The following is a 25,576-nucleotide window of genomic DNA, read 5'->3' as shown; positions in this document are numbered from 1 at the left end:
GGCCGACCGCCGTCCGCCGGTCCGGGCGGCCGCCGGACCGCCCTACTCCTTGGAGCCCTTCCTCGCGGCCCGCCTCTCCGCACGGCGGGCGCGGCGCTCCTCCTTGCGCTGTCCGCGCTCGGCGCGTCTGCGGTCCTTGTCACTGGCGTGCTGCTCGCGCCGGGCCTCCTTAGCCTCGGCCTCCAGCTCTTCCTTGATCGACTGCGCGTAGCGGTCCACGTACTCCTGGCCGGACAGCTCCATCAGCGCGTACATGATCTCGTCGGTGACCGCCCGCAGCACGCGGGGGTCCCTCTCCATGCCGTAGTAGCGGGAGAAGTCCAGCGGCTTGCCGAACCTGACCTTCGGGCGCACCCCCAGCTTGGGCACGGTACGGCCCGGAGGCATGATCTTCTCCAGGTTGATCATCGCCATCGGGACGACCGGTGCCCTGGACTCCAGCGCCAGGCGGGCCACACCGGTACGGCCCCGGTACAGCTTGCCGTCGGGGGAGCGGGTGCCCTCGGGATAGATCCCCAGCAGGTCGCCGCGCTTGAGCACCCTCAGACCGGTGCGCAGCGCCGCCTCGCTGGCCTTGCCTCCGGAGCGGTCGATGGGGATCTGCCCCACCCCGGTGAAGAAGGCCCGGCTCAGCAGGCCCTTCACACCCGTGCCGGTGAAGTACTCGGCCTTGGCCAGGAACGTGATCTTGCGCGGTAGCGGCAGTGGGCCGAAGAAGTGGTCGGAGAACGACAGGTGGTTGCTGACCATGATGGCCGGACCCCGGCGCGGCACGTTCTCCACACCCTCGGCACGCGGTTGCCACAGCACGGCCAGAACCGGCCCCAGGAACGCCTTGACCACCCAGTAGAACATCGCTCAGATCACCCCTGCACACGCGGGGAGCACTGGGCAGGGTCTGCCACGATCACTGTCCCGCTCGGCCGACATTGCCAGGTGGGTCCGCGCCCGAGTGACACGGGGAGAGCCGCCTGACGTGCGCCATCCTCCCACCGTGTGGGGGCGAGTGCCAAAGCGCCCCCGATCGGGCCCTTCGCCCATCGCAGAAGAGGATACTCAGTCGGCCCGCGCGGCACGCGACTCCCCTCTCCGCTCCGGAGGCGGGAGCGTTAGTGTGCACTCATGGCAAACAGTCCGCCGAGCGGCTAGCCTCACGGCTGGAGGCAGGATCGGTGCGCCCCCGACGACCGCGCTCCGGCCACCCGCGTCCCCGTACCGCATGACTCCTGGAGCCGCTCCGTGAGACCGTCCAACGCCCTCCCCCTGATCCCGGGCGCGGAGCCGTTCAGCCACCGCGGGTCGGAGGTCGGCGTCCTGCTCTGCCACGGGTTCACCGGTTCGCCGTACTCGATGCGTCCCTGGGGCGAGTACCTGGCCGCCGCCGGACTCAGCGTGGAGGCGCCCCTGCTGCCGGGGCACGGCACGGTCTGGCGGGACATGAACCTCACCACCAGCGACGACTGGCTGGCCGAGGTCGAGCGGGCCCTGCTGGAGCTGGCCTTGCGCTGCGCGGAGGTGTTCGTCATGGGACTGTCCATGGGCGGCGCCCTCACCCTGCGCCTGGCGCAGCGGCACCCCGACCTCGTACGCGGAGCCGTTCTCGTCAACCCCTCCCTTGCCGTGGAGGACCCGCGCCTGCCCCTCATCGCCCCGTTCCGCCGGGCGATCTCGCGGATCATGCCCTCCACACCCGGCCTGGCCTGCGACATCTCCAAGGACGACACCTCCGAGGGCGGCTACGACCGCGTGCCCACCGCGGCCGCGGCGACACTCCCGAAGCTGTGGCGCGAAGTTCAGGAGGGCATGTCCGGTTTGCGAGCGCCGATCCTGGCCTACCGGAGCACCCAGGACCACGTCGTGGGACCGAGCAGTCTGCGTATCCTCGCTAGGAGAGCGGTCAACACCCGGCTGATGATCCACCCGCTCCACGACAGCTACCACGTGGCGACCCTCGACCATGACGCCGCCACCATCTTCGACGGGAGCCTCGCCTTCGTGCGAGAGCACAGCAGAAGCGGGGAAGGAGCCGACAGATGACGCAACGTCGGGGCAACGGCCTGCTCGCCGACGCCTACGTGCCCCTGATCCTGCTCGCGTCCCCGCACGCCGACCTGATGCTGGAGGCCCTGCGCCGCAGCGGCATCGCCGCCTACGCGGTCCCCCTGGACGAGGACGTCCTCGACCCCGCCGGAGGCCAGGACGACGACCCGCCCACCGACCACCTGTACGTGGACGCCGAGGAGAGGACCGCCGCCGAGCGGGTCCTGGGCGCAGAACTGCCCGAACTGGACGACCGCCCCGAGGCGGCGCCCGACCTGCTGGCCCCGCGTGAGCCCCGGCCCGACACAGACGACGAGGAGGGCGGCGGGACCGCCGCCTCCGGAAGCCCGGCCCCGGGCGCTTCGGCCTCCGACGCCACGGTCGGCGGCGACCTGCTGGACGGCCCGCCCGACAACGTCGACCCCGACGCCGCTCCCGCCGAGCCCGCCGACGAGGACGAGGTCTGGAACGACCTGGTCGCGCGCTTCTACGACGACGCCGACACCCCCGCCGAACGGCGCCGCGCCTCCTGGCCCGACGCCGAGAACCTCGGCGCACCAGAACGGGACGGGGACACCTTCTCCGTCGGCGACCTCCTGGCCGAGGGGCCCGCGGAGGCCGGCGGCGGCCGCGACGAAGCGGAGGAGGAGGCCCGCCGCCGGGCCGAGGCGGAACTGGAGGGCCACTACGAGCCGCCGCCCCCGCCGCCCCTGCTCCAGGGCGACCGGGTGGGCATCGCCGCCTGGTTCGGCCTGCTGGGCGCACCGGTGCTGGTGTTCGGCGCCGCCTTCGTCGGCGTCACCCTGCCCAACTGGCTGATGTTCGCGGCGGTGCTGGCGTTCCTGGTCAGCTTCGTCGTGCTCATCCTGCGCATGACCGACTCCCGGCCCCCCGACGACGGCGGGCCCGACAACGGGGCGGTGGTCTGACCACTGGGCTTCGACGTCCCCCTCTGGCGGTCCTTCGCCGTCTTTCGCGCGGCGGCCCTGGCCTACTCCCTGCTCCTCGCCGTCCAGCACCACGAACACCTGTCCCGGCCCTGGCTGGCCTGGACGGTGCTGGCGGTGATGTCGGCGTGGACCGTGGCCACCACGTACGGCTACGCCCGGCCCGAGCACCGCACCTGGCGCCTGCTCACCGCCGACCTGGCGGTGGCCTTCGCGTGCCTGTTCGCCACCGCCGCCGCGGCCACGCCGTTCTACCTCACCCAGGCCCCGCCGCTGAGCGGCTACTGGTTCGCCGGGGCGGCCCTGGCGGCCAGCGTCATCTGGGGCAGGCGCGGCGCGGCCACCGTCGCCCTGCTCTACGGGATCTGCGACATCACCCTGCGCGTGGTCATGGGCGCCGCCGTGACCGCCGCGACCGCCCGCGGCGTGGTGCTGCTCCTCCTGGCCGGGCTGGCCGTCGGGTACATGGCCCGGGTGGCCGGGCAGGCCGAGGAGCGCTTCGCCCGGGCGGTCGCGCTGGAGGCGCGCATCCGCGAGCGCGAGCAGCTGGCCCGCTCGATCCACGACTCGGTGCTGCAAGTGCTGTCCCTGGTGGGGCGGCGCGGCGCCGAGGCCGGGGGAGAGGCCGCGGAGCTGGGACGGATGGCCGGTGAGCAGGAGGTGCGGCTGCGCGCCCTGGTCGCCGACGGGCTGCCCTCGGAGGCTCCCGCGGACGGGGAGGGGGCCGCGGGGAGGAGGCCCGGCCACACGGACGCGGGAGGGCCCGGCGCAGCGGTGGCCGGCGGGTCGGTGGACCTGCGCGAGCTGGTGCGCCGCACCGAGTCGGTCCACGTGTCGGTGTCGGCGCCCGCCACACCCGTCACCCTGCCCGCGCACACCGCCGAGGAGCTGGCCGCCGCCGTCCTCGCCGCCCTGGACAACGTGCGGCGGCACTGCCCGCGGGGCACCCGCGCCTGGGTCCTGGTGGAGGACGAGGAGGACGCGGTGACCGTTTCCGTGCGCGACGAGGGTCCCGGCATCCCGCCCGGGCGGCTGGAGGCGGCCCGCTCCGACGGCCGCCTCGGCGTGGCCCAGTCCGTCCGTGGGCGCCTGCGCGACCTGGGCGGCACCGTCGAGTACGTGTCGGTCCCGGGGCAGGGCACCGAGGTGGAGATGCGCGTTCCCCGGCGCTGAGGCGCCCCGGCGCGGGACGGCCGCGGAAGGCTCACAGGGGCGGGCCGTGGCCCGGTTCCTCCTGGTGGGAGAAGCGCTGTTCCCGCCAGGGGTCGGCACGGTTGTGGTAGCCGCGCTCCTCCCAGAAGCCACGGCGGTCCGCGGTCATGTACTCCACCGCGCGCAGCCACTTCACGCTCTTCCACCCGTACAGGTGCGGTACCACCAGCCGCAGCGGGGCACCGTGCTCGGGGCCGAGCGGCTCCCCGCCCCGGTGGGTGGCCAGCAGCACCCCCTCGGACAGGAAGTCGTCCAGGCGCAGGTTCGCGCTGTAGCCGTACTCGCCCCAGGCCATCACGTGCGTCACCTCGGGCGCGGGCGGGACGGCGGCGACCAGGTCGGCGGCGCTCACCCCGTGCCAGGGCACCTCGGGGATGCTGAAGCGCATCACGCAGTGGAAGTCGCTCGTCGAGTCCACACGCGGAAGCCGGGTGAACTCCTCCCACGTCCAGCGGTAGGACCCCAGGTCCTCGGTCGCCCCCATGATCCGGAAGTCCCACCTTCGCGGGCGGAAGGCGGGAACCGGTCCGTAGTACAGCGGCTTGTGCTCGTGGCGCACCGCCTGGCCCGGAGGCAGCCGCGACCGGTCTTCCCTCGCGCCGCCCCCGTCCGTTCCCTCGGACAATCCGTCCCCCTGCTCGTCTCTCGGCCCCCGGGGCCGTGCCCGCCCGGTCGGAGCGGGACGCGCTCCCGGCGTCCGGCCATCCTGCCAGGCGCCGACGAGAGCCAGGTCACTCACCCCGGTCGTGCGCGAACCCGGGGGGAGTGCGCTATAGTCACTGCCATGCAGCGAAACTTCTGGCGCTTTTATGGCTACCGGCCCGATACCCCGGTCGCCTGTAAAGCGCTGCGCTGACACAGACGACTTGAACCCCGGGCCGGTAGAGCCCGGGGTTTTCTCGTGTCCCGGGCTTCACGCGGTTCGGACCTCCAACCGACAAGCAGCTAGGGACACCCCACATGGTCATCGTGATGGCACCGGACGCCACCTCGGACAACATCGGCGATCTCGTCGAACTCGTCGCCTCCGCCGGAGGCGAGGCCTACGTGACGCGCGGCGTGAGCCGCACGATCATCGGCCTCGTCGGCGACGTCGAGCGCTTCCAGGACCTGGGCCTGGCCGCCAAGCCGGGGGTCAGCGACGTCCTGCGCATCTCCGTCCCCTACAAGCTCGTCAGCCGCGAGAACCACGACAGCCGCAGCGTCGTCAGTGTGCGCGGCGTGCCCATCGGCGGCGACAACGTCACCGTCATCGCCGGGCCGTGCGCCGTCGAGACCCCCGAGCAGACCCTCGCCGCGGCGCGGATGGCGCTGGAGGCCGGTGCGTCCCTGCTGCGCGGCGGCGCCTACAAGCCCCGCACCTCCCCCTACGCCTTCCAGGGCCTGGGCGAGGAGGGCCTGAAGATCCTCTCCGAGGTGCGCACCGAGACCGGACTGCCCATCGTCACCGAGGTCGTGGACGCCGCCGACGTCGAACTCGTCGCCTCCTACGCCGACATGCTCCAGGTCGGCACCCGCAACATGCAGAACTTCGCCCTCCTGCAGGCCGTGGGCGACGCGGGCAAGCCCGTCCTGCTCAAACGCGGCATGAGCGCCACCATCGAGGAGTGGCTGATGGCCGCCGAGTACATCGCCCAGCGCGGCAACCTCGACATCGTCCTGTGCGAGCGCGGCATCCGCACCTTCGAGAAGGCCACCCGCAACACCCTTGACATCAGCGCCGTCCCGGTCGCCCAGAGCCTGTCCCACCTGCCGGTGATCGTCGACCCGTCCCATTCGGGCGGCAAGCGCGACCTGGTCCTGCCGCTCTCGCGCGCGGCCGTCGCGGTCGGCGCCGACGGTGTCATCGTGGACGTGCACCCGAGCCCCGAGAGCGCCCTGTGCGACGGCCCGCAGGCCCTCCTGCGGGAGGACCTGGCCGAGCTGCGGGACCTGGCGGGCACCCTGGCCACCCTGAACGGGCGTGTCCTCACCCCGGCGCCCGACCTCCAGCCGACCCGCATATGAGGTCGCGGAGCTGAGACGACGGTGCCCCGACCCCGTCACCGGGAGCCGGGGCACCGCGGACCCCCGGGTCCGTTCTCCGGGCGGCTCGGCCACGGGGACGGGCCCGGCGGAGCCGCACCCACGGCAGGCGCCGCTCAGGCGGGGGTGGCCACCGGCGCGCTCGCGGGGGCCACGCGACTGGGCGCCTCATCGCCCAGGAAGCTGGGCTTGTGCACCTGCGCGGTGGAGACCAGGTGCTCGGCCAGCTCCTCGGCGTCCAGGCGCTTCTCGATCTGGCGCAGGTCCGGGATCTTGGCCGCGGTCTCCACCTGGCGCGGGGTCAGCATGGTGCAGCAGTCCTCGTCGGGCAGCTCCGAGATGGCCAGCGTCCCGATCCGGCGCGCGTGGTCCATGATCTCGGTCTTGTCCATGCCGATGAGCGGACGCAGGATCGGCAGGTCCACCGCGTCGTCCAGGGCGGTCAGGTTGGTCATGGTCTGGCTGGAGACCTGGCCCAGCGCGTCCCCGGTGATCAGGCACTCCGCGCCCAGGTCGTCGGCGAGCGCCTCGGCGGTCTTGAGCATCAGACGGCGCTGGGCGACGATCTGCAACCGCTCGATCCCCGAGGTCTTCAACTGCTGCTGGGCCTTGCCGAAGGGGACCACGAACAGCCGCGAGCCCACCTGGTAGCGGTCAAGCTGGCGGACCAGGCTGTAGGCCTTGTAGATGGACTCCGGGCCGGTGAACGGCATCCCGGAGAAGTGCAGGAAGTCGACCTTCAGGCCGCGCCGGATCATCCGGTGCGCGGCGACGGGGGAGTCGATCCCGCCCGACATCAGCACCAGGCCGCGGCCGCTCATCCCGGCGGGCAGGCCGCCCTGTCCGGGGATGCCGTCGGTGAACACGAACGCCTCGTCCCTGTCCACCTCCACGTACAGGGTGTTGTCGGGACGCTTGAGGTTCACCTTGTACCCGTACGCCTCGATGACCTTCGAGCCCAGGTACCCGGCCAGTTCCGAGGAGGTCATCTCGAAGCGCTTGTCGCGGCGGCGGGCGCGCACGGCGAAGGTGCCCTCGCGCCCGGCCATGGAGCGCACGCCGATGTCGGTGATCGCGTCCAGGTCCTTGGCCACCCGGCGGACCAGGTGCACCCACACCACGCCCATCACGTTGGCCATGCGGTCGGCGATCTCGGCGATCTCCAGGTCGGAGGCCCCGGGCTTGCGCACGATGATCACGCCCGCGCCGCGCTGGGAGAGGCGGACGTCGCCCAGGTCGCGCACGGAGGAGCGGATGTTGTTGTGCAGCCGCCGCTCGAAGAGCTTGCGGTTGGAGCCCTTGAGGACGATCTCGCCGAGCTTCATGAGCACGCAGAGCTCGCCGAGCCCGGCGTCGGATCCGGCCTGGGCTGCGGTGAGCGGCGCGGATTCAGGCGACGCGGACATGGTGCTACCTCCGGTGAGTACCTTCGTGCCCCGGTGCGGGGCGGGTGTGGCGGTGGCGGTGGCGGGACCGGGATCGCCCGTCGCCGTCTTCCAGTATCGAACATCCTCCCCACCGCTCCGTCCATTCTCGGGTACGCACTCGGTGAGGGGCACCACGTGGAGGGGTGTGCGCGGGCCCGGGACCGCGGGAGCCCCCGGACGCGGTGCGCCCCCCTCCCTGGGAGCTGGGAGAGGGGCGCGGTCCGGTACGGAAGGGGCGGCGCGCGTGTGGCCGGCGGCCGACGCCTGCGGGAGCCCCGGGAGGATCCGGGTCCCGGGCTTCCGGGCCGTGTTTCCTTGGGGCTCCGCCGCGCTTCGCCTCGTGCTCGGGCGCCGCGGGTACGGGAACCTCCGGCCCCTGCGGTACCTAGCCGAAGAAGACCTCGGCCTCCTCGTAGCGCTCGGCGGGAACGGTCTTGAGGGTGTCGGTGGCCTCGGCCAGGTTCACGCGGACGATGTCGGTGCCCTGCAGGCCGACCATCTTGCCGAACGACTTCTCGTGCACGGCCTGGATGGCGTTCACGCCCAGGCGGGTGGCCAGGACCCGGTCGAAGGCGCTGGGGGTGCCGCCGCGCTGCACGTGGCCCAGGACCACCGAGCGGGCCTCCTTGCCGGTGCGCCTCTCGATCTCCTCGGCCAGGTTCTGCCCGATGCCGCCCAGGCGCACGTGGCCGAAGGCGTCCTTCTCGCCGGTGGCCAGCTCCATCTGCCCCTCCTTGGGGTGGGCGCCCTCGGCGACCACGATGATCGGCGCGTACTGGGTCTCGAAGCGGCTCTCGACGTGCTTGACGACCTCGTCGATGTCGAAGGGGCGCTCCGGGATGAGGATGACGTTGGCGCCCGCGGCCATGCCCGAGTGCAGGGCGATCCACCCGGCGTGGCGGCCCATGACCTCCACCACCAGCGCGCGGTGGTGCGACTCGGCGGTGGTGTGCAGGCGGTCGATCGCCTCCGTGGCGATGTTCACGGCCGTGTCGAAACCGAAGGTGTAGTCGGTCGCGTTGAGGTCGTTGTCGATGGTCTTGGGCACGCCGACGACGTTGACGCCGCGGTCGTACAGCTGGCGGGCCACACCCAGGGTGTCCTCGCCGCCGATGGCGACCAGGGCGTCGACGCCCAGTCCGGCCATGTTGTCCTTGACCCGCTCGACGCCGCCCTCGATCTTCATGAGGTTGGTGCGCGAGGAGCCCAGGATGGTGCCGCCCCGGGGCAGGATGCCGCGCACGGCCGTCACGTCCAGCGGCATGGTGTCGCCCTCCAGCGGGCCGCGCCAGCCGTCCCGGAAGCCGATGAACTCGTAGCCGTAGTCCTTGATGCCCTTGCGGACCACGGCGCGGATGACCGCGTTCAGACCAGGGCAGTCCCCGCCACCCGTCAGAACTCCGACTCGCATTCGACTTCTCCTCGACCTTGTGAGCTCCTGGGCGCATGGCGCCATATGGTCTAGACCATAGTGGGCGCGGGGATCCGAGGCCAACCCGGGTGGGTGAACACCGGCCGAACCCGCGCCGCGGGGGCGGGAGGCGCCCCCGGGGACGGGCCTGTCACCCGTCCAGGCCCCGGTCGATGGCGTAGCGCACCAGCTCCACCCGGTTGTGCAGGTGCAGCTTGGTGAGGGTGTTCTGCACGTGGTTCTGCACCGTGCGGTGGGAGATGGCCAGCCGCTGCGCGATCTGCTTGTAGGCCAGCCCCTTGGCGACCAGGCGCAGCACCTCGGTCTCACGGGGGGTCAGCGCGGGCGCCTCCGGGCCCGGGTCCCGCTCCGCCGAGGACAGCCTGCGGTACTCGCCCAGCACCAGGCCGGCCAGGCCCGGGGTGTACACGGCCTCGCCCGCGTGCACCCGGCGCACCGCGTCCAGCAGTTCCTCACGGCCCGCCGACTTGACCAGGTAGCCGGTCGCCCCGGCCTTGACCGCGGCCAGTACGTCGTCGCCGGCCCCGCTCGCCGACAGCACCAGCACCCTCGGGGGCTCGGGCAGCGCCACCAGGCCCGCGGTCAGCTCGACCCCGCCCATGTCCGGCAGGTGCAGGTCCACCACGGCCAGGGTGGGGCGTGCGGCCGGGGCGATGCGCAGCGCCTTGGCCCCGTCGCCCGCCGTCCCCACCACGTCGATCCCGTCCTCGCCGAGATCGCGCGCGACCGCGTCGCGCCACATCGGGTGGTCGTCCACCACCAGTACCCGGATAGCCTCGCTCTCCATGCGGGTGAGCCTATCCCGCCCGCGTCCGCGCGGGGCCGGGGAACGTCGAAGGGGCGTGCGGGCCCGGCCTGCCCGCACGCCCCTTCCCGAGGCCGTGCTCCCACGCTCCGGGGGCGGCGCCCCCCCGGGGTGCGTCAGTCGTCGCCCCGGTCGCCGAAGTCGCCCAGGTCGATGCCGCCCGGGGTCGCGGTGATCGTGATCTCCGTCTTCTTGGGGGCCTTGCCGGTGTGGGACTGGTGCGTCACGACGTCGCCGCCGAAGAGCTTCTCGACCTTGACCTTGAAGCCGGCCTCCTCCAGGGCCTTGCGCGCGTCCTTCACCTTCATGTCGACCACGTCGGGGATGGCCACACCCGGCGGGCCGGTGGAGACGGTCAGGGTGACGGTGTCGCCCGCGCCGACGCCGGCGCCGCTGTCCGGGCTCTGCTGGATCACCTTGCCCTCGGCGACGTCCTCGCTCTCCTGCTCGACCACCTCGACGGTCAGGCCGAGGTCCTGCAGGGCCGTGCGCGCGCCCTCCAGGTCCTGGCCGACCACGGGGGGCACCGAGATGCTGCGGCTGACGGAGATCGTGACCGTCCCCTCCCGGTCGGCCTCCTCCCCGGCCGCGGGGTCGGTGGAGACCACCGTTCCCGGCTCGACGTCCTCGGCGTCCACCTCCTTCTGGACCACGTTCTCCGGGGCGAAGCCGAGGTCCTCCATCTGCTTGAGGGCGTTGGCGGAGTCCTCGCCCTCGAGGTCGGGCATGGACACCTTCTGCGGCCCCTTGGACAGGTGGACGGTGACCTCGGCGTCGGGGGACAGGCTCTCCCCGGCCGCGGGGTCGGTCTCGGCGACCGCGCCGGCCTCGACGTCGCTGTAGACGGTCTCGTCGGAGAGTACGTAGACCAGCCCCTCGGAGCGGATCAGCTCCCGTGCGGCCTCGGGGGCGGAACCGACCACGTCCGGAACGTCCGCGTAGCGGCCGGAGAGGAACCACCAGCCCGAACCGAGCACGATGACCGCCAGGACCGCCGCGCCGATCCCGATCAGCAGGTTGCGGCGGCGCCGGTCGTCGGGTCCGCTCCGGTAGTCGTCGTACCCGTCGTCATCGTCGTAGCCGTCGTATCCGTCCCCGTCCAGGCCGGCGGAGTTCATGTCCACGATCATCGTGGCGTTCTCGGTGCCCGGGCCGGCCCCGCCGGCGATGAGCTGCGGGGCGGTGACCGAGGACGTGGCCGCCGTCGGGGTGACGGGCGTCAGCGGGGCCCGGCCCGCCGTGGAGGAGGCGGGCAGGACGTTGAGGACCTCCAGGACCTTGGCCAGGTACTGGCCCGCGTTGCCCAGGCGGTACCGGGGATCGCGTTCGGTGGCCTTGGTGACCAGCCCGTCCACCTCGGGCGGCAGGCCCGGCAGGAAGTGCGAGGGGCGCGGGACGTCCTCGTTGACGTGCTGGTAGGCGATCGCGATGGGCGTCTCGCCGGTGTGCGGCTGGCCGCCGGTGAGCAGCTCGTAGAGCATGATGCCCGCCGCGTACACGTCGCTGCGCGCGTCGGCGGTGCCCCGCTCGATCTGCTCGGGTGCCAGGTAGGCGGCCGTGCCCATGAGGGTGCCGGTACGGGTCAGGCCCTGGTTGGACTGCTCCACGGCGCGGGCCAGGCCGAAGTCGGCGACCTTGACCCGGCCGTCCTCGGTGATGAGGACGTTCTCGGGCTTGACGTCGCGGTGCACCATGCCCGCCTGGTGGGCGGCGCCCAGAGCGGCCAGCACGGAGGCCATCACGTTCAGGGCGTCGCGCGGGGCCAGGCGCCCCTGGGCCTTGAGCAGGTCGCGCAGCGTGCGTCCGGGAACGTACTCCATGGCCAGGAACACGTGCCCCTGGTCCTCACCCTGGTCGAAGACCTGGACCACGTTGGGATGGGAGAGCTTGGCGACGGAGTGGGCCTCGTTGATGAAGCGCTGGACGAAGGTGGGGTCCTGCGCCAGCGAAGGATGCATCACCTTCAGCGCCAGGCGCCGGTCCAGCCTCAGGTCGTGGGCGACGTAGACGGTCGCCATCCCGCCTCCGGCGATCCTGGACTCGACGAAGTAGCGTCGGTCCAGGGTGGTGCCTACGAGCGGGTCGGAAGTCGTCATGTCCACGGCGGAGTAGTGTCCTTGCTGCGGGGAGCGCGGGCTGTCGCGGCCGGTGGCGCGTACCCGACACCGGGTGTCGAACCGACACGATAGCGGAAGCCCGCGCGGAGTCTGCCCCGCGGTTCACGGTCGCGTCGCCCCGCTCCACCGTTGGTGGGGATGCTCGCGCCTGGGTCGTCTTCGTGCGCGCGCTGCCCTCGCGGCCGGGGCGCACACCTTTTCCACGGTAGGGGACGGGGCCAAACGCCCCGGGCGTGAACCACCCGCCTCACGCCGCACTCGGCGGGGCGGCCCTGACCACGGTCGACGCCCTCGCGGACCGGGCCGACGGCGCTCCGTTCCCCTCCCGTCGGGGTCGGAAGGGGCACAGAACGCCACATCGGTTTCAGGAATCACTTTGATCTCATCGGCCACATGCGTGTGTCCGTGAGAGTGTCCCAACTCTCGTCGGTCTCCCCGGCCTGCTCCCGGCCGCCGCGCTAGTCGATCCCGGGGGAGGACGCCTGGGCGTGGCGGCGCACCGGGATGCGCCCGGCCAGCCGGGCGCCGCGGCCCGCGCGAACGGCGTCGCGCATCGCCGCGGCCATCCGTACCGGCTCCTGGGCCCGGGTCACGGCCGTGGCCAGCAGCACCGCGTCGCAGCCCAGTTCCATCGCCAGGGCCGCGTCGCTCGCGGTGCCGATCCCGGCGTCCACGATCACCGGCACGCCGGCCTGCTCCACGATCAGCTCCAGGTTGTGCGGGTTGCGGATGCCCAGCCCGGACCCGATCGGCGCGGCCAGCGGCATCACCGCCGCACAGCCCAGCTGTTCCAGGCGCCGGGCCAGCACCGGGTCGTCGTTGGTGTAGGGCAGGACGACGAAGCCCTCGTCCACCAGTTGCTCGGCGGCCTCCAACAGCTCCACGGGGTCGGGCAGCAGCGTGTGCTCGTCCGCCACCACCTCCAGCTTCACCCAGTCGGTGCCCAGCGCCTCACGGCCCAGCCGGGCGGTGCGTACGGCGTCGGCCGCGGTGAAGCACCCGGCGGTGTTGGGCAGCGCCCGGATCTTGTTGCGGGTGAGGATGTCCCACACCGATCCCTGGGTGGCGGGGGAGACCCGGCGCATCGCCACGGTGGTCAACTCGGTGCCGGAGGTGACCAGGGCCTCCTCCAGGACCTCCAGGGAGGGAGCCCCTCCGGTGCCGGTGATCAGCCGGGAACCGAAGGCGGTCCCCGCGATCACGAGCGGGTCGTCGGCGCGGGCGGTGTACTCGGCCATGCTCAGCCTCCCTGTACTGCGGTGAGGACGTCCACGCGGTCACCCGCGCCCAGCGCGTTGTCGGACCACGCGGCGCGGCGCACCACCTCGTCGTTGACGGCCACGGCGATACCGCCGGGGATCTCACCGTTCGCGGCGGCGGTCAGGTCGCGCACGACCGCCTCCACCGTGGTGTCGTCGGTAACCTCGCGGCGGTCGCCGTTGATGATCAGTTCCACTGCTACTCCCACTGCTTCCGCTTCGTCGTGCCCCCGCCGCCGAACACCCGGTCCGCGGCGAAGCGCTGGGCGTACTCCGGCAGGACGCCGGTGGTCAGTGCCCGGGCCATGACCTCGCCGGTGACCGGGGTCAGCAGCACCCCGTGCCGGAAGTGCCCGGCGGCCAGGTGCAGCCCCGGTACCCGGGTGGGGCCCAGCAGGGGCTCGTTGTCGGGTGAGCCCGGGCGCAGGCCCACACAGGTCTCGGTGATCTCCAGCTCACTCACCCCGGGGACGAGTTCGCGTGCGTCCCGGAGCACCTGCCACAGCCCCCCGGCGGTGAGCGAGGTGTCGTGGCCCAGCTCCTCCTGGGTGGCGCCGATGACCACCTCGCCGTCGGCGCGCGGCACCAGGTAGGTCGGAAAGCCCCTGACGAGTCCGCGGACCGTCCGGCCGACGATCGGCGGCTCACCGGCGGGCACCCGGGCGCGCAGCAGCTGGCCCTTGACCGGGCGCAGCGGCGGGACCACCGGCTCGGGGACCCCGACCGCGTCGCCCCAGCAGCCCGCGGCCAGGACCGCCTGGTCGGCGGGCAGCAGCCGACCGTCGTCCAGGCGCACGCCCAGCCGGGTGCCGTCCGGGCCGGGGGCGAGGACCTCCTCGGCCCGCCCGGCGATCTCGGTGACGCCCGCGCGCTCGCCCGCCACGGCCAGGGCGCGCAGCAGCCGCCGCGGGTCCACGGAGTGGTCGTCGGGGGCCAGGAGGCCGCCGCGCACGGACGGGGCCAGCATCGGCTCCAGGCGTCGGCACCCGCGGCTGGTCAGGCGTTCGGTGGCGATGCCCAGGCGCTGGTGGAGTTCGTGCAGTTCGGTGAGGACGGCCAGGTCGTCGCGGTCGAAGGCGACCAGGAGCGTGCCGGTGGCGCGGTGGCCCACGCCGAGGCCGCTGGCCTCCTCCAGTTCGGTGACGAAGTCGGCGTACATGGCAGCGGAGCGGACCCCCAGCTCCATGAGGGGCTCCTCGCCGAACACCGCCTCGGTGGCGGGGGTGAGCATGCCCGCCGCGACGGTGGAGGCGGCGCGGGCCCCGGCCGGGTCGGCCACGGGGTCGGGTTCGACCAGGGTGACGGACAGCCCCCGTTGGGCGGCGCGCCAGGCGGTGACACGCCCGACGAGGCCGCCGCCGACCACGACGACGCCGCGGTCGCCGGCACGTCCGTCGGTGGGGTGCCCCATGGGGGAGCGGGGGGTGTTCGAAGTGCGCACGGCGCTGGTCTCCCCTCCCTTCGCCGGCATGATCCGGATCAGGTTCGTGCGGTCGGAGGCTGCCAGCCTCCCTCTCAGCCGGGTATCACCCGGCTCCCGCGGGATGTGTGGGTCCGTCCCCATTCTAGGGCGTGTCCGCCGAACACGCCCTGGGGCCTCCGCCGGAGCGGGAAACGGGCGGATTCCGAGCCGAGAGCCGTCTCATCCGCGCCACAGGTGCACCGCACGTGCGGGGATGTGGCAGATTGGTGCCGTGACACAAAGCGACATGGACATCGACGCACTGGTCGGCGAGTGGCTGACCCTCAAGGAGGCGGCCCAGCCGCTGGGCGTGAGCCCGAACCGGATCAAGACACTGATCCGTGAGAACCGACTGATGGGCGTGGTCCGCGGAGGTGAGCTGTCCATCCCCGCCGCGTTCGTCGACGGCCACGACCTGGTCAAGGGACTGCCGGGCACGGTGATGCTGCTCAGCGACGCGGGGTTCTCCACCGAGGAGGCCCTGCGCTGGCTGTTCACACCCGACGACTCCCTGCCGGGCACGCCCATCCAGGCCATGCGTGAGAACCGGGGCACCGAGGTGCGCCGCCGCGCGCAGAGCATGGCCTTCTAGTTCGCGTGCCCGCGGGCCCGCCCGTCACCCTCCACCATCCTCGACGGTCGGCCTCCGGCCGTGGTTCCTCACGAAGGGCTCGGGGCGCCAAGGACCGGGGTTCTTCGGCGTCGCCCACGCCTGAGGCCCGTGCCCACGCCGTCGCCCGCCGCGATCCTCAGCGGACGCCTACGGCGCAGCACCCGTCGCGGCCCGGCTCCTCCCGTGGAACCCGCCCCCCGCACACGGTTCGGACCGGAATCTGCGGGGGGCGCGCCGTCGCGCTCCCTCCCCTTGGGCCCGCCCGGCTCAGGGCCTAAGGTGAGCGGTGTGAGGACCAGCCACGGAACCAGCCTGCGCAAGCGCCTGGACACATCCCTTCTGTACCTGTGCACCGACGCCCGGACCGGGCGGGGCGATCTCGCCGAGTTCGCCGACGCCGCCCTGGCCGGGGGAGTGGACATCATCCAGCTCCGGGACAAGGGCCTGGAGGCCCGGGAGGAGATCGCGGCCCTGGAGGTGATGCAGGATGCCTGCGAGCGGCACGGCGCCCTGCTCGCGGTCAACGACCGCGCCGACATCGCCCGCGCCGTGCGCGCCGACGTCCTCCATCTGGGCCAGCGCGACCTGCCCGTCCCCATGGCCCGCGACATCATCGGCGCCGATCCCCTCATCGGCCGCTCCAACAACGACGCCGACGCCGCGGCCGCCTCCGCCGAGGACCCCGGCAGCGACTACTTCTGTGTCGGCCCCACCTGGGCCACGCCCACCAAGCCGGGCCGCCCGGCCGCCGGGCTGGACCTGGTGAGGCGGGCCGCGGCCCTGGGCGCCGACCGCCCCTGGTTCGCCATCGGCGGGATCGACGCCGACAACATCGACCAGGTGCTGGACGCCGGTGCCCGCAGGGTCGTGGTCGTGCGCGCGATCACGGAGGCGCCGGACCCCCGGGCCGCCGCCGCGGAGCTGCGCCGGCGCCTGACCGCCAGGACACCCGGACAGGGCTGAGGCACGGGCGCCCGGCCCCGGTTCAGGACACCAGCAGGACCTTGCCGAGGACCGTGCGCCCCTCCAGCGCGGCGTGCGCCCGGCTCGCCTGCTCCAGCGGCAGGGCCAGCCCTACGTGCGGGGTGATCTCGCCCCGGCGGGTCAGCTCCAGCATGTACCGCAGGGCGCTTCGCCTGTCGTCGGGGTCCTGTGCCTGCAGGTCGAACAGGCCCAGTACCTCGACACCGCGGCGCCCGGCCTCCTCGGTGTCCACCTCTGAGAAGCGGCCCCCCGCCGTTCCGTAGCCGATGAAGCGTCCGCCGTCGGCCACGGCCCCGAAGGCCGCCTCGCCCAGGGCGCTCCCAGCGCCGTCCAGGACGACGTCGACCCCGGTGCCCCCGGTGAGCTCGAGAACCCGCTTCTCCCAGCCCGGCCGGGAGTAGTCCACGGCCTCGTGCGCGCCCAGCTCACGGGCGAGCGCCAGTTTGGCCTCTCCCCGGGCCGCGGCGAGGACCCGTGCTCCGGCCGCACGGGCCAGTTGGACGGCCAGGCTGCCCGCCCCGCCGGTGGCGGCGGCGACCAGGACGGTGCTGCCGGGGCCGAAGGCCGCGGCCCGCTCCAGCGCCAGCGCGGTCGGCCCGTCGTGCAGCAGTGCCAGCGCCGCCTTCGGGTCCACCCCCTCGGGCACCCTGACCAGTGCCGACTCCGGAACGGCGGCCCGCTCGGCGTATCCGTCCACGGGCAGGGTGGTACGCCCCTCCGACGCGTCCGTGTGCCCGGTGTCGGTGACCACCAGGGCGTCCGTCCAGCCCGGGTCCACGTCCTCACCGAGCGCGGCCACCCGCCCGACCACTCCCGCGCCGGGGACGTAGGGGGGAGACACGGGGAAGTACTCCCCTCCCCAGCCGCTCCGGACCAGGGTGTCCAGATACATGACGTTGGACGCCCCGACCTCCACCAGTACCCGTCCGGGCCCCACCTCGGGTTCGGACACCTCCCGGGCCACCAGGACCTCGGGACCGCCGAATCCGTCCACCACCACCGCGCGCATCTCTTCTCCTCCGTGTCCGCCTCGCCGACACCGCACATCCTTCTTCCTCAACAATGCTTGAGGTCAATGCCGCCGTGGAGAAAGCCGGCGGCGCAGCGGCCCGCAGGCGGTGGAACCGCCGCGCGCGGGGCACGGCGGTGGCGGGGTGGCGGCCCGGGGTCAGACCGCGACGTGTGACAGGGCACTGGGATGGCGCCGGAGGAAGCCCTCGATGGACTGGGCCGGGTGTCCGGTCAGCTCGGGGACGGTGGGCGCGACCACGTCCAGTTCCCCGGAGGCGATCGCCTCGTACGACGACACCCATCCCTCGACGGCCCAGTCGGGGGCGCCGCCGCCGCGGCGCGACTCCAGCGCCTCCTCGCGGGTCTCGGGCACGTACCGGACCGGGCGGCCGGTGAGCGTGCTCAGCCTGTCCACCGCCGCGCCCAGGGACAGGGCCTCAGGGCCGGTGACGTCGTAGGTGGCGTTGTCGGAGCTGAGCGTGGTCATCGGGTCGGTCAGCACCGCCGTGGCCACGTCCGCCACGTCGTCCCGCGAGACCCACGCGACCCTGCCCTCGCCGGCCGGGCCGCGCACCACGCCGCCGTGGTCCACCCAGTCCGGCAGCAGGTCCAGGTACAGGCTGGGCCTCAGGAACGTGTGCCGCACCCCGGTCGACCGGATGTGCGCCTCGGTGAAGAAGTGGGTGCGCGCGAACGTGAACGTCGCCGCCGGGCCCGCCCGCAGGAAGGACAGGTAGACGATCCGGGAGACCCCGGCCTTGATCGCGCCGTCCACCGCGCTCAGGTGGACGTCGACCCGGTCCTCGGACTCGGTCGCCGAGACCAGGAACAGCGTGTCCACCCCCCGGCACGCCCGTTCGAAGGCCTCCGTGTCCTCGTAGGCCGCCATCGCCGCGCTGCTGCCGGGATACTCCGGGGCGCGGTTGATGTCACGTACGATGAGCCGCTGGGACATCCCCAGCCTCGCGATCCGGGCGGCGACCCGCCCGCCCAGCGCCCCGGTCGCCCCGGTCACCCCTATGGTGTGGTTTGTCATGTGATCGTCGCCCATGACACTCCATCCTGCGTTACGAGGGCGTGCCGGGCACTCACCGGCACGCCCCTTTTTCACGCCTTCGGATCACGGCCGCCGACCGGGCCCTCCTCCGGCTCCCGCGCGCCTCCCGCGACCGGTCCGCGGTAGGCCAGGCGGCGCAGCAGCACCTCGGCCGGCCCGCGCCTGCCCGCCCGCTCCAGCGCATGGGCCGCCACCACCGTCACCAGCCACACGCCGACCGCGAACAGGAACATCGACCACGACGTCAGGTGGGCCCCCACCCCCAGGCCCCAGGCCGCCAGGACCGGCGCGCACAGCACCGACTGGGCCAGGTAGGCCGACAGGGAGCGCTTGCCGGTCGCGGCCAGCGCCTCCACCACCGGGCCGGATCCGCGCCCGCGCTCCTGGAGCCGGCGCGCCGCCAGGGCGATCAGCGACACGTACCCGAGCCCGCAGGCCAGACCGGTCACCATGTGCGGCATGCTCAGCATGCTCGCCTGCGTGGGGGACAGTTCCCAGACCCCGACCTGGGCCAGGGCCGAGGGCAGTCCGCCCAGCCAGCCGACGGTGACGCCGGCGAACGCGGTCAGGCGCAGGAGCGCCAGGTTGTTCCCCGGCTCCTCCAGGATCCGGTGGCGCGCCGCCCAGTAGCCGAGCAGGATCGCCGTGGGCACGGCCAGGCCCAGCAGGCCCTGGCCCAGGACGACGAGCGGCCACGCCGTCAGACGGCCCAGCGCGGCGCCCCACAACGAGGGTTCGCCGATGTTGGCGGCCAGTTGTTCGAGGCCGGGCGCCGGGGATGCGGCGCCGTCGGCGGGGGTGAACGCCAGCCCCACCAGGCTGAACGCCGACAGCAGCAGCATCAGCCCGGTGATCGCGCCGGCCCACACCAGCAGCGTCCTGTCCGCGCGCCGGAGGAACAGCCAGCCCAGCACCAGCCCCGCCAGGCCGTAGGCACCCAGGACGTCGCCCATCCACAGCAGCAGGGCGTGCACGAAGCCGAACACGAGCAGCCACAGGTTGCGGCGGCGCAGCAGCGCGTCCACGTCCCGCGCACTGGTGCCCGCGGCCTCCTGGCGCCGGGCCAGCTGCACCATGCCGTAGCCGAAGAGGAAGGCGAACATCGGATAGCTGCGCGAGTCCACCGCCATGACGGTGAAGAACTGCGCGACGGCGTCCAGAGCGCCCGCGGGTTCCGGGTGGGCGCTCATCCCGCTCATGGGGACCGCCCACAGGTACCAGGCCGTGTTCGCGATCGCGATGAACAGCAGCATGGACCCGCGTGCCAGGTCGGGGGCGAGCGCCCGCTCACCCGCCCCGGCCGGTCCGCGTGCAACGGCGTGCCCAGGCATGGAAGGCCTTCCGGTCGAGATATGTCTTCTTTTGATTCAACCGGAGGCGGTTGCCGGGCACAATACGCCCCCGCGGGGGAGGAACCCTTCAAAAACCCCTAGGGAGAACCCCTGAAGCCGTCGGGTGAGGGCCCGAGGAGAGGACCCCGGCGGGAACCGGGAGTCAGTGGGAGCGGGAGGTGGCCGCCACCACCAGCCGGCGCAGCGGCTCGCGTGCGTCGGCGTCCAGCTCCGGGCTCTCCAGGGCCCGGACGGCCTCGTCGGCGTACTCGCCGATCATCTTCTCGCACACCATCAGGGCGCCCGACTCCTCGATCAGGGAGCGCATCCACCCCACCGACTCCACCGACAGGTCCGGCGCGCCCAGCAGCGAGCGGAACCGCTCGGCGTCGGCCGCGCCCACGCGTGCCAGGGTCTCGGCGACCACCAGCGTCCGCTTGCCCTCGCGCAGGTCGTCGCCCGCGGGTTTGCCCGTGGTGGAGGGGTCGCCGAACACGCCCAGGACGTCGTCGCGCAACTGGAAGGCGATGCCCAGCGGGATGCCGTAGGCGGTGTAGACCCCGGCCAGCTCCTCGTGGCGGCCCGCCAGGGCGGCGCCCAGGTGCAGCGGGCGCTCCACCGTGTACTTGGCGGACTTGTAGCGCATCACGCGCAGCGCGGCCTCGCGGGTGGCGGTGCCCCGCACCTGCTCCAGGGTGTCCAGGTACTGCCCGGCCATCACCTCGGTGCGCATCGCGTCGAACGGGGGGCGCCCGTCCCGCAGCACCTCCGCGGGGAAGCCGCTGGCCTGGTACATCTCGTCGGACCACACCAGGCACAGGTCGCCGATGAGGATCGCCGCGCCCATGCCGAAGCCCTCGCTGTCGCCGCTCCACCCGTGGTCGGCGTGCAGCTTGGCCAGCCGTTTGTGGGTGGCGGGCATCCCGCGGCGGGTGTCGCTGTTGTCGATCACGTCGTCGTGGACGAGCGCGCACGCCTGGAGGAACTCCAGGGAGGCCGCGGCCCGGACCACCCGCTCGTCGTCGGCCGCGCCGCCCGCTCCCCGCCATCCCCAGTAGCAGAAGGTGGGCCGCAGGCGTTTGCCGCCGGAGAGCATCGCCTCCAGCGCGTCCATCGCCGGGGCCAGTTCCTCGCCGATCTCCAGGACCTGGGCCCGGTGGGCGGCACTGAATCCGGACAGCTCATGGTCCACGTCGGAGCGGATCACGGAGACGGGTGAGGCGGACGGGGAAGAGGAAGGCACCATGGTCCGCACATTATCGGCTGTCCGGCACGGGCCGGTCATCCCTCGCCTGGCCGGCCCGCCCCGGGCCGTGCCCGGAAGTGGTGTCCGCCACTGGTCTCACGGAGTGGGACGTCACTCCCACCGGGAGGGGACGCCTCGCCTATGGTGGTGTCCATGCTGTCAGCACCGACACGCCCCGTGGCGCCCAGAAACCCGGCCCCCAGGCCGCGTCATATCCGCGAGCTCCTCGACGCGGGCGAGCCGATGTTCTCCTTCGAGTTCTTCCCCCCGCGCACGCCCCGGGCGCAGGAGCGCCTGTGGCGCGCCATCCGGGAGATCGAGGCCCTCGGCCCCTCCTTCGTCTCGGTCACCTACGGCGCCGGCGGCAGCACGCGCGGGATGACGGTGGAGACCACCGAGCGCATCGCGACCGACACCACCCTGCTCCCGGTCGCGCACATGACCCTGGTCGACCACTCCGTCGCCGAACTGCGCCACCTCGTGGGGCGCCTCGCCGACGCGGGCGTGTCCAACATGCTCGCCGTTCGCGGCGACCCGCCCGGGGACCCCAACGGCGAGTGGGTCACCCACCCCGAGGGGCTGACCTACGCCGAGGAACTGGTCCGCCTCATCAAGGACAGCGGCGACTTCTGCGTGGGCGTGGCGGCCTTCCCGTTCAAGCACCCGCGCTCGGCCGACGTCGAGACCGACACCGACTACTTCGTGCGCAAGTGCGAGGCGGGCGCCGACTACGCCATCACGCAGATGTTCTTCGACCCCGAGGACTACCTGCGCCTGCGCGACCGGGTGGCCGCGCGCGGCTGCGAGGTGCCCATCATCCCCGAGGTGTTCCCCGTGGTGCGCACCTCGTTCATCCCGCGCTCGGAGCAGCTCTCCGGGGCGCCCTTCCCGCGCGACCTGGCCGAGCGCTTCGAGTCCTTCGGCGACGACGCCGAGGCCGTGCGGGCCTTCGGCATCGAGTACGCCCAGCGCATGTGCGAGCGGCTGCTGGCCGAGGGCGCGCCGGGCATCCACTTCATCACCTCGAACCAGTCCACGGCCACCAGGCAGATCTATCGGGAGATCGCCGGTCACCGGAGCCGGCCAGAGGCAGCCGGGCGGCCATGATCGAGAAGGGCTGACCGGGGCTGCCGGGGAAGGAGAAGTCCTCCAGCACCTCGGTGAAGCCGCACGAGCGGTACAGGTGGCGCGCCACGGAGGGCCCCGAACGGGTGGACAGCACCGCGGTGGGCTCCGGGCGGCCCCGGCACAGGGCGTGGAGCAGGGACCGTCCCACGCCCCGGCCCTGTGCGCGGGGGTGGACGTGCACCTCGGCGATCTCCAGCGGGTCGGACAGGTAGCGGCGCACCTGCCGGGTCCGCCCGCACGCGTGCAGTTCCCGCACGACCGTGTCGTGCCACCACTGTCCCGAGCACCCGTGGAAGGCGTAGGCGAAGCCGACCGGGTGGCCCCCGCGCACGGCGACCACCGCGCGAAAGCCCGGATGGCCGGCGTGGTTGTTCATGACGGACGCTCGTCCCGGCAGCTGCTCCGGGGGCGGCCGCATGGCCGCCTCGTACACCTGGAGCAGCGCGGGGACGGCGTGCGTGAAGGCGGGTGGGGCCAGTTCACGCAGTTCGGTATCGGCGTCCACACCCCAACACTAGCCCCGAACCGCGGGGCCCGCCCGGGTTCGGCGCGGACGGCGCGCGGGCCCCGAGGGGTTCTTGACGGGTCCGTCGGGCTGGGGTTAACTGGACGGTGTCGAACAGGAGTTCGACCGACTCCGCCGGGTCCCCCGCTCGGCGGAGGGGGCGGTGCGGCCGGGTTGGGGAGGGGAAGCCCCACGTCCGGCTCGCACCGCCCTCCCGGGTCCCACCACGCGCCCCGGAAACGACGAGAGCCGGCGCCTCGGCGCCGGCTCTCGTCGAGCGGGTGGGGTTCCTCGTCTGCCGTGTCCTGGACGGTCCGCCCCTAGAAGGCGTCGACCGCGCGACGCGCCTCAGGGTCGAGAACACCCCAGTTGATGAGCTCCTCGGTCAGGTCGCCGGGCGACTTGTCGTAGATGACCGCGAGTGAACGCAGGTCCTCCTGGCGGATGGAGAGCACCCGCCCGTTGTAGTCGCCGCGCTGGCTCTGGATCGTGGCGACGTAGCGTGAGAGCGGCCCGGCCTTCTCGTGCGGCAGCTGCTGCATGCGCTCCAGGTCGATGACCAGCTTGGGTGTGGGTCCCAGCGGGGTGGGAGCCGCGCCGCCGGGCAGCAGCTCCGACATCGGCACACCGTAGAAGTCGGCCAGCTCGGCGAGCTTCTGGACGGTGACGGCACGGTCGCCGCGCTCGTAGGAGCCGACCACGACGGCCTTCCAGCGTCCGTGGGACTTCTCTTCCACCCCGTGCAGGGACAGGCCCTGCTGGGTGCGGATGGCACGCAGCCGCGCACCGAGGGACTTGGCGTATTCGGATGGCATTTCTTGTCGCTCCCGGCCGTGACGGTGGCTGGCGTGGTGGGGGAGACGTCCGCTCGTACTCGGCGGGCCGCCTATGCGGTCCAGCGGATGGTCACGGGATGCAACCCCACCCGGCAGTGGTTACAGACAGTGACGGTAGGGGGGTCTGCCTCCCAGGTCAAGCCGTTGGTGTGAAACGCGACTAATCAGTGGCCAAACCGTGCGTAAGTGAGACACCTCTCATGTGCGGACCGAACGGGACGAGTCGTGCGCCACGATGGCCCGAAAAGCCCGTCCCTCCTGGGTATTTCAGGTTTCACCCGGTTCATGGGCGAATCCCGTGTGTGGCGACATGACTACATTCGGATAGGTGTGTACGGGTCTAGAATGTGATGAGAGTCACACTCGTGACCCGGGGTGCCGACCGCGCTCCGGGCTCCCCGGCCGCCGCTGGTAGCGTGGCTCCGATCGACATCCTTTAACGACCTGTTCAGTGAGGCAGGGAAGGGAGTCACTACTTTGCGTGCGCAGAAACCGACCCCGGGTGATTCCGGTGGCGGTGTGCCCGAGGCTCCTCCGATGCCCGAGGGCACACGAGCCGTCCTCGAGGGCAACGAGATCAACCGGGCGCTGACCCGTATCGCCCACGAGGTGCTCGAACGCACCAAGGGCGGACAGGACGTCACCCTCCTGGGCATCCCCTCCCGCGGAGTCCCGCTCGCCCGGCGCCTGGCGCGGCTCATCGAACGCGTGGAGGACCGTACCGTCCCCGCGGGCTCGCTCGACATCACCATGTACCGCGACGACCTGCGCTCCGCCCCCGTCCGTGCCCTGGGCAGGACCGAGATCCCCGTGGGCGGTCTCGACGACCGCGTCGTCGTCCTGGTCGACGACGTCCTCTTCTCCGGACGCACCGTCCGCGCCGCCCTCGACGCACTCGGAGACCTGGGCCGCCCCCGCGCCGTCCAACTCGCCGTCCTCGTCGACCGGGGCCACCGCGAACTGCCCATCCGCGCCGACTACGTGGGCAAGAACCTGCCCACCTCCCTGCGCGAGAGCGTCACCGTGCGCCTGGACGAGACCGACGGGTACGACGCGGTGCTGCTCGGGCCCGCCCGCCCGTCACCCTCCACCACCCTCAACCGACGGCCTGCGGCCGAGGAACCTCCCTCTTCGTCGCCCTCCACCACCCTCAACCGACGGCCTGCGGCCGAGGAGCCTCCCTCTTCGTCGCCCTCCACCACCGGGGGGAACGACTGATGCGCCACCTGCTCTCCACCGGAGACCTGTCCCACGACGAGGCCACCCTCATCCTGGACACCGCCGCCGAACTCGCCCAGGTCGGCGACCGCTCCGTCAAGAAGCTCCCCACCCTGCGCGGGCGCACCGTGGTCAACCTCTTCTACGAGGACTCCACCCGCACCCGCACCTCCTTCGAACTGGCGGCCAAGCGCCTGTCCGCGGACGTCGTCAACTTCTCCGCCAAGGGCTCCAGCGTCTCCAAGGGCGAGAGCCTCAAGGACACCGCTCTGACACTGCAGGCCATGGGCGCCGACGGCGTCGTCATCCGGCACAGCGCCTCGGGCGCCGCGCACCGCCTCGCGAACTGGGTCGACGGCTCCGTGCTCAACGCGGGCGACGGCACCCACGAACACCCCACCCAGGCCCTGCTCGACGCCTTCACCATGCGCTCGCGCCTGGGCCGCCTGGAAGGGTTGCGCGTGGCCGTCGTCGGCGACATCCTGCACAGCCGTGTCGCCCGCTCCAACGTGCTGCTGCTCACCACCCTGGGCGCGCACGTCACCCTGGTCGCGCCGCCCACCCTGCTGCCGGTCTCGGTGCACACCTGGCCGTGCGAGGTCTCCTACGACCTCGACGCCGTCCTGCCCAAGTCCGACGTGGTCATGATGCTGCGCGTGCAGGCCGAGCGCATGCACGAGTCCTTCTTCCCCTCCACGCGCGAGTACAGCCGCAACTACGGGCTGGACGGCGAACGCCTCTCCCGCATGCCCGAGGACGCCATCGTCATGCACCCGGGGCCCATGGTCCGCGGTATGGAGATCTCCGCCGAGGTCGCCGACTCGCCCCGGTGTACCGTCACCGAACAGGTCGCCAACGGTGTCAGCCTGCGTATGGCGGTGCTCTACCTGCTGCTCAGCGGTTCCTGACGGCGCCCGTCCC

At 72.7% G+C, this 25,576-nt stretch carries 24 protein-coding genes and 1 riboswitch; of the genes, 9 read left to right on the top strand and 15 right to left on the bottom strand.

The window, feature by feature from the left end; genetic code table 11:
* Window positions 1-42: 42 nt before the first annotated feature.
* Entirely contained in the window at window positions 43-855 is an 813-nt protein-coding gene (locus NOSIN_RS13715) for a lysophospholipid acyltransferase family protein (RefSeq protein WP_077691116.1), read from the bottom strand.
* A gap of 384 nt (window positions 856-1,239) precedes the next feature.
* Between NOSIN_RS13715 and NOSIN_RS13710 the strand changes: the two genes are divergently transcribed.
* Genes NOSIN_RS13710 through macS form a run of 3 tightly spaced genes read left to right on the top strand, consistent with a single transcriptional unit; the run spans window position 1,240 to window position 4,160 of the window.
* Window positions 1,240-2,037: an alpha/beta hydrolase gene (locus tag NOSIN_RS13710; protein ID WP_077691115.1), complete on the top strand. Its 798-nt coding sequence runs from the start codon at window positions 1,240-1,242 to the stop codon at window positions 2,035-2,037.
* Window positions 2,034-2,969 (top strand): hypothetical protein, encoded by a 936-nt coding sequence (locus tag NOSIN_RS13705; RefSeq protein WP_077691114.1) that lies wholly within the window; start codon window positions 2,034-2,036, stop codon window positions 2,967-2,969. Before NOSIN_RS13710 ends, NOSIN_RS13705 begins: the two co-directional genes overlap by 4 nt.
* 3 nt (window positions 2,970-2,972) lie before the next feature.
* Entirely contained in the window at window positions 2,973-4,160 is a 1,188-nt protein-coding gene (gene macS, locus NOSIN_RS13700; RefSeq protein WP_227014784.1) for a MacS family sensor histidine kinase, read from the top strand.
* A 31-nt stretch (window positions 4,161-4,191) separates the two neighbouring features.
* Here the strand turns inward: macS and NOSIN_RS13695 are convergent, their stop codons facing one another.
* Window positions 4,192-4,824 (bottom strand): molybdopterin-dependent oxidoreductase, encoded by a 633-nt coding sequence (locus tag NOSIN_RS13695; protein ID WP_077691112.1) that lies wholly within the window; start codon window positions 4,822-4,824, stop codon window positions 4,192-4,194.
* 335 nt (window positions 4,825-5,159) lie between these two features.
* Between NOSIN_RS13695 and aroF the strand changes: the two genes are divergently transcribed.
* Window positions 5,160-6,206 (top strand): 3-deoxy-7-phosphoheptulonate synthase, encoded by a 1,047-nt coding sequence (gene aroF / locus NOSIN_RS13690; protein WP_077691111.1) that lies wholly within the window; start codon window positions 5,160-5,162, stop codon window positions 6,204-6,206.
* Between the two features lie 134 nt (window positions 6,207-6,340).
* On the opposite strand, the gene thiI is transcribed toward aroF, so the two are convergent.
* The 7 genes from thiI to thiO all read right to left on the bottom strand — a co-directional run bounded on the left by thiI (window position 6,341) and on the right by thiO (window position 14,735).
* Window positions 6,341-7,630 (bottom strand): tRNA uracil 4-sulfurtransferase ThiI, encoded by a 1,290-nt coding sequence (gene thiI, locus NOSIN_RS13685; protein ID WP_077691110.1) that lies wholly within the window; start codon window positions 7,628-7,630, stop codon window positions 6,341-6,343.
* A gap of 406 nt (window positions 7,631-8,036) precedes the next feature.
* Window positions 8,037-9,062, bottom strand: coding sequence for a 6-phosphofructokinase (locus NOSIN_RS13680; RefSeq protein WP_077691109.1), 1,026 nt, complete (start codon window positions 9,060-9,062; stop codon window positions 8,037-8,039).
* Between the two features lie 151 nt (window positions 9,063-9,213).
* A complete protein-coding gene (locus tag NOSIN_RS13675) occupies window positions 9,214-9,870 on the bottom strand; it encodes a response regulator (protein ID WP_077691108.1) in 657 nt (218 codons plus the stop codon).
* A gap of 134 nt (window positions 9,871-10,004) precedes the next feature.
* Window positions 10,005-11,990 (bottom strand): Stk1 family PASTA domain-containing Ser/Thr kinase, encoded by a 1,986-nt coding sequence (gene pknB / locus NOSIN_RS13670; protein WP_077691107.1) that lies wholly within the window; start codon window positions 11,988-11,990, stop codon window positions 10,005-10,007.
* A 473-nt stretch (window positions 11,991-12,463) separates the two neighbouring features.
* Window positions 12,464-13,243: a thiazole synthase gene (locus NOSIN_RS13665; protein ID WP_077691106.1), complete on the bottom strand. Its 780-nt coding sequence runs from the start codon at window positions 13,241-13,243 to the stop codon at window positions 12,464-12,466.
* A 2-nt stretch (window positions 13,244-13,245) separates the two neighbouring features.
* Entirely contained in the window at window positions 13,246-13,461 is a 216-nt protein-coding gene (gene thiS / locus NOSIN_RS13660; protein WP_077691105.1) for a sulfur carrier protein ThiS, read from the bottom strand.
* 2 nt (window positions 13,462-13,463) lie between these two features.
* Window positions 13,464-14,735: a glycine oxidase ThiO gene (gene thiO / locus NOSIN_RS13655; protein ID WP_150285718.1), complete on the bottom strand. Its 1,272-nt coding sequence runs from the start codon at window positions 14,733-14,735 to the stop codon at window positions 13,464-13,466.
* Window positions 14,704-14,815: riboswitch (TPP riboswitch) on the bottom strand. (Overlaps the previous gene by 32 nt.)
* 125 nt (window positions 14,816-14,940) lie before the next feature.
* On the opposite strand from thiO, the gene NOSIN_RS13650 reads away from it, so the two are divergent.
* Together NOSIN_RS13650 and thiE are read left to right on the top strand one after the other, a co-directional pair.
* Window positions 14,941-15,318, top strand: a complete 378-nt coding sequence (locus NOSIN_RS13650) for a helix-turn-helix domain-containing protein (RefSeq protein WP_171986593.1) — start codon at window positions 14,941-14,943, stop codon at window positions 15,316-15,318.
* Between the two features lie 309 nt (window positions 15,319-15,627).
* The gene (thiE, locus tag NOSIN_RS13645; protein WP_077691102.1) at window positions 15,628-16,302 is read left to right on the top strand and encodes a thiamine phosphate synthase; all 675 of its coding nucleotides are present in this window, start codon (window positions 15,628-15,630) and stop codon (window positions 16,300-16,302) included.
* A 22-nt stretch (window positions 16,303-16,324) separates the two neighbouring features.
* Here the strand turns inward: thiE and NOSIN_RS13640 are convergent, their stop codons facing one another.
* The 4 genes from NOSIN_RS13640 to NOSIN_RS13625 all read right to left on the bottom strand — a co-directional run bounded on the left by NOSIN_RS13640 (window position 16,325) and on the right by NOSIN_RS13625 (window position 20,968).
* Window positions 16,325-17,332, bottom strand: coding sequence for a zinc-binding dehydrogenase (locus tag NOSIN_RS13640; protein WP_077691101.1), 1,008 nt, complete (start codon window positions 17,330-17,332; stop codon window positions 16,325-16,327).
* Window positions 17,333-17,491: 159 nt separating this feature from the next.
* A complete protein-coding gene (locus tag NOSIN_RS13635; RefSeq protein WP_077691100.1) occupies window positions 17,492-18,385 on the bottom strand; it encodes an SDR family oxidoreductase in 894 nt (297 codons plus the stop codon).
* A 56-nt stretch (window positions 18,386-18,441) separates the two neighbouring features.
* On the bottom strand, window positions 18,442-19,722 hold the full coding sequence (locus tag NOSIN_RS13630; RefSeq protein ID WP_077691099.1) for a DUF418 domain-containing protein: 1,281 nt from the start codon (window positions 19,720-19,722) through the stop codon (window positions 18,442-18,444).
* Between the two features lie 163 nt (window positions 19,723-19,885).
* Window positions 19,886-20,968, bottom strand: a complete 1,083-nt coding sequence (locus NOSIN_RS13625) for a polyprenyl synthetase family protein (RefSeq protein ID WP_077691098.1) — start codon at window positions 20,966-20,968, stop codon at window positions 19,886-19,888.
* A 177-nt stretch (window positions 20,969-21,145) separates the two neighbouring features.
* Here NOSIN_RS13625 and metF point away from each other — a divergent pair, with 177 nt between their 5' ends.
* Window positions 21,146-22,075, top strand: coding sequence for a methylenetetrahydrofolate reductase [NAD(P)H] (gene metF, locus NOSIN_RS13620; RefSeq protein ID WP_077693582.1), 930 nt, complete (start codon window positions 21,146-21,148; stop codon window positions 22,073-22,075).
* On the opposite strand, the gene NOSIN_RS13615 is transcribed toward metF, so the two are convergent.
* Complete coding sequence (locus tag NOSIN_RS13615) at window positions 21,987-22,601, bottom strand: GNAT family N-acetyltransferase (RefSeq protein WP_170293692.1); 615 nt, start codon at window positions 22,599-22,601, stop codon at window positions 21,987-21,989. The genes metF and NOSIN_RS13615 overlap by 89 nt on opposite strands.
* Window positions 22,602-22,921: 320 nt before the next feature.
* Window positions 22,922-23,416 carry a transcriptional regulator BldD gene (gene bldD / locus NOSIN_RS13610; RefSeq protein ID WP_077691097.1) on the bottom strand — a complete coding sequence of 165 codons (495 nt, stop codon included), beginning with the start codon at window positions 23,414-23,416 and terminating at the stop codon, window positions 22,922-22,924.
* Between the two features lie 558 nt (window positions 23,417-23,974).
* Between bldD and pyrR the strand changes: the two genes are divergently transcribed.
* A complete protein-coding gene (pyrR, locus tag NOSIN_RS13605; protein WP_170293694.1) occupies window positions 23,975-24,655 on the top strand; it encodes a bifunctional pyr operon transcriptional regulator/uracil phosphoribosyltransferase PyrR in 681 nt (226 codons plus the stop codon).
* Window positions 24,655-25,563 (top strand): aspartate carbamoyltransferase catalytic subunit, encoded by a 909-nt coding sequence (locus NOSIN_RS13600; protein WP_077691096.1) that lies wholly within the window; start codon window positions 24,655-24,657, stop codon window positions 25,561-25,563. The genes pyrR and NOSIN_RS13600 overlap by 1 nt, the downstream gene beginning before the upstream one ends.
* Window positions 25,564-25,576: the final 13 nt, after the last annotated feature.

The sequence above is a fragment of the Nocardiopsis sinuspersici genome, from assembly GCF_001998325.1.
Lineage (GTDB): Bacteria > Actinomycetota > Actinomycetes > Streptosporangiales > Streptosporangiaceae > Nocardiopsis > Nocardiopsis sinuspersici.
This window is presented reverse-complemented; position numbering and strand designations above follow the sequence as displayed.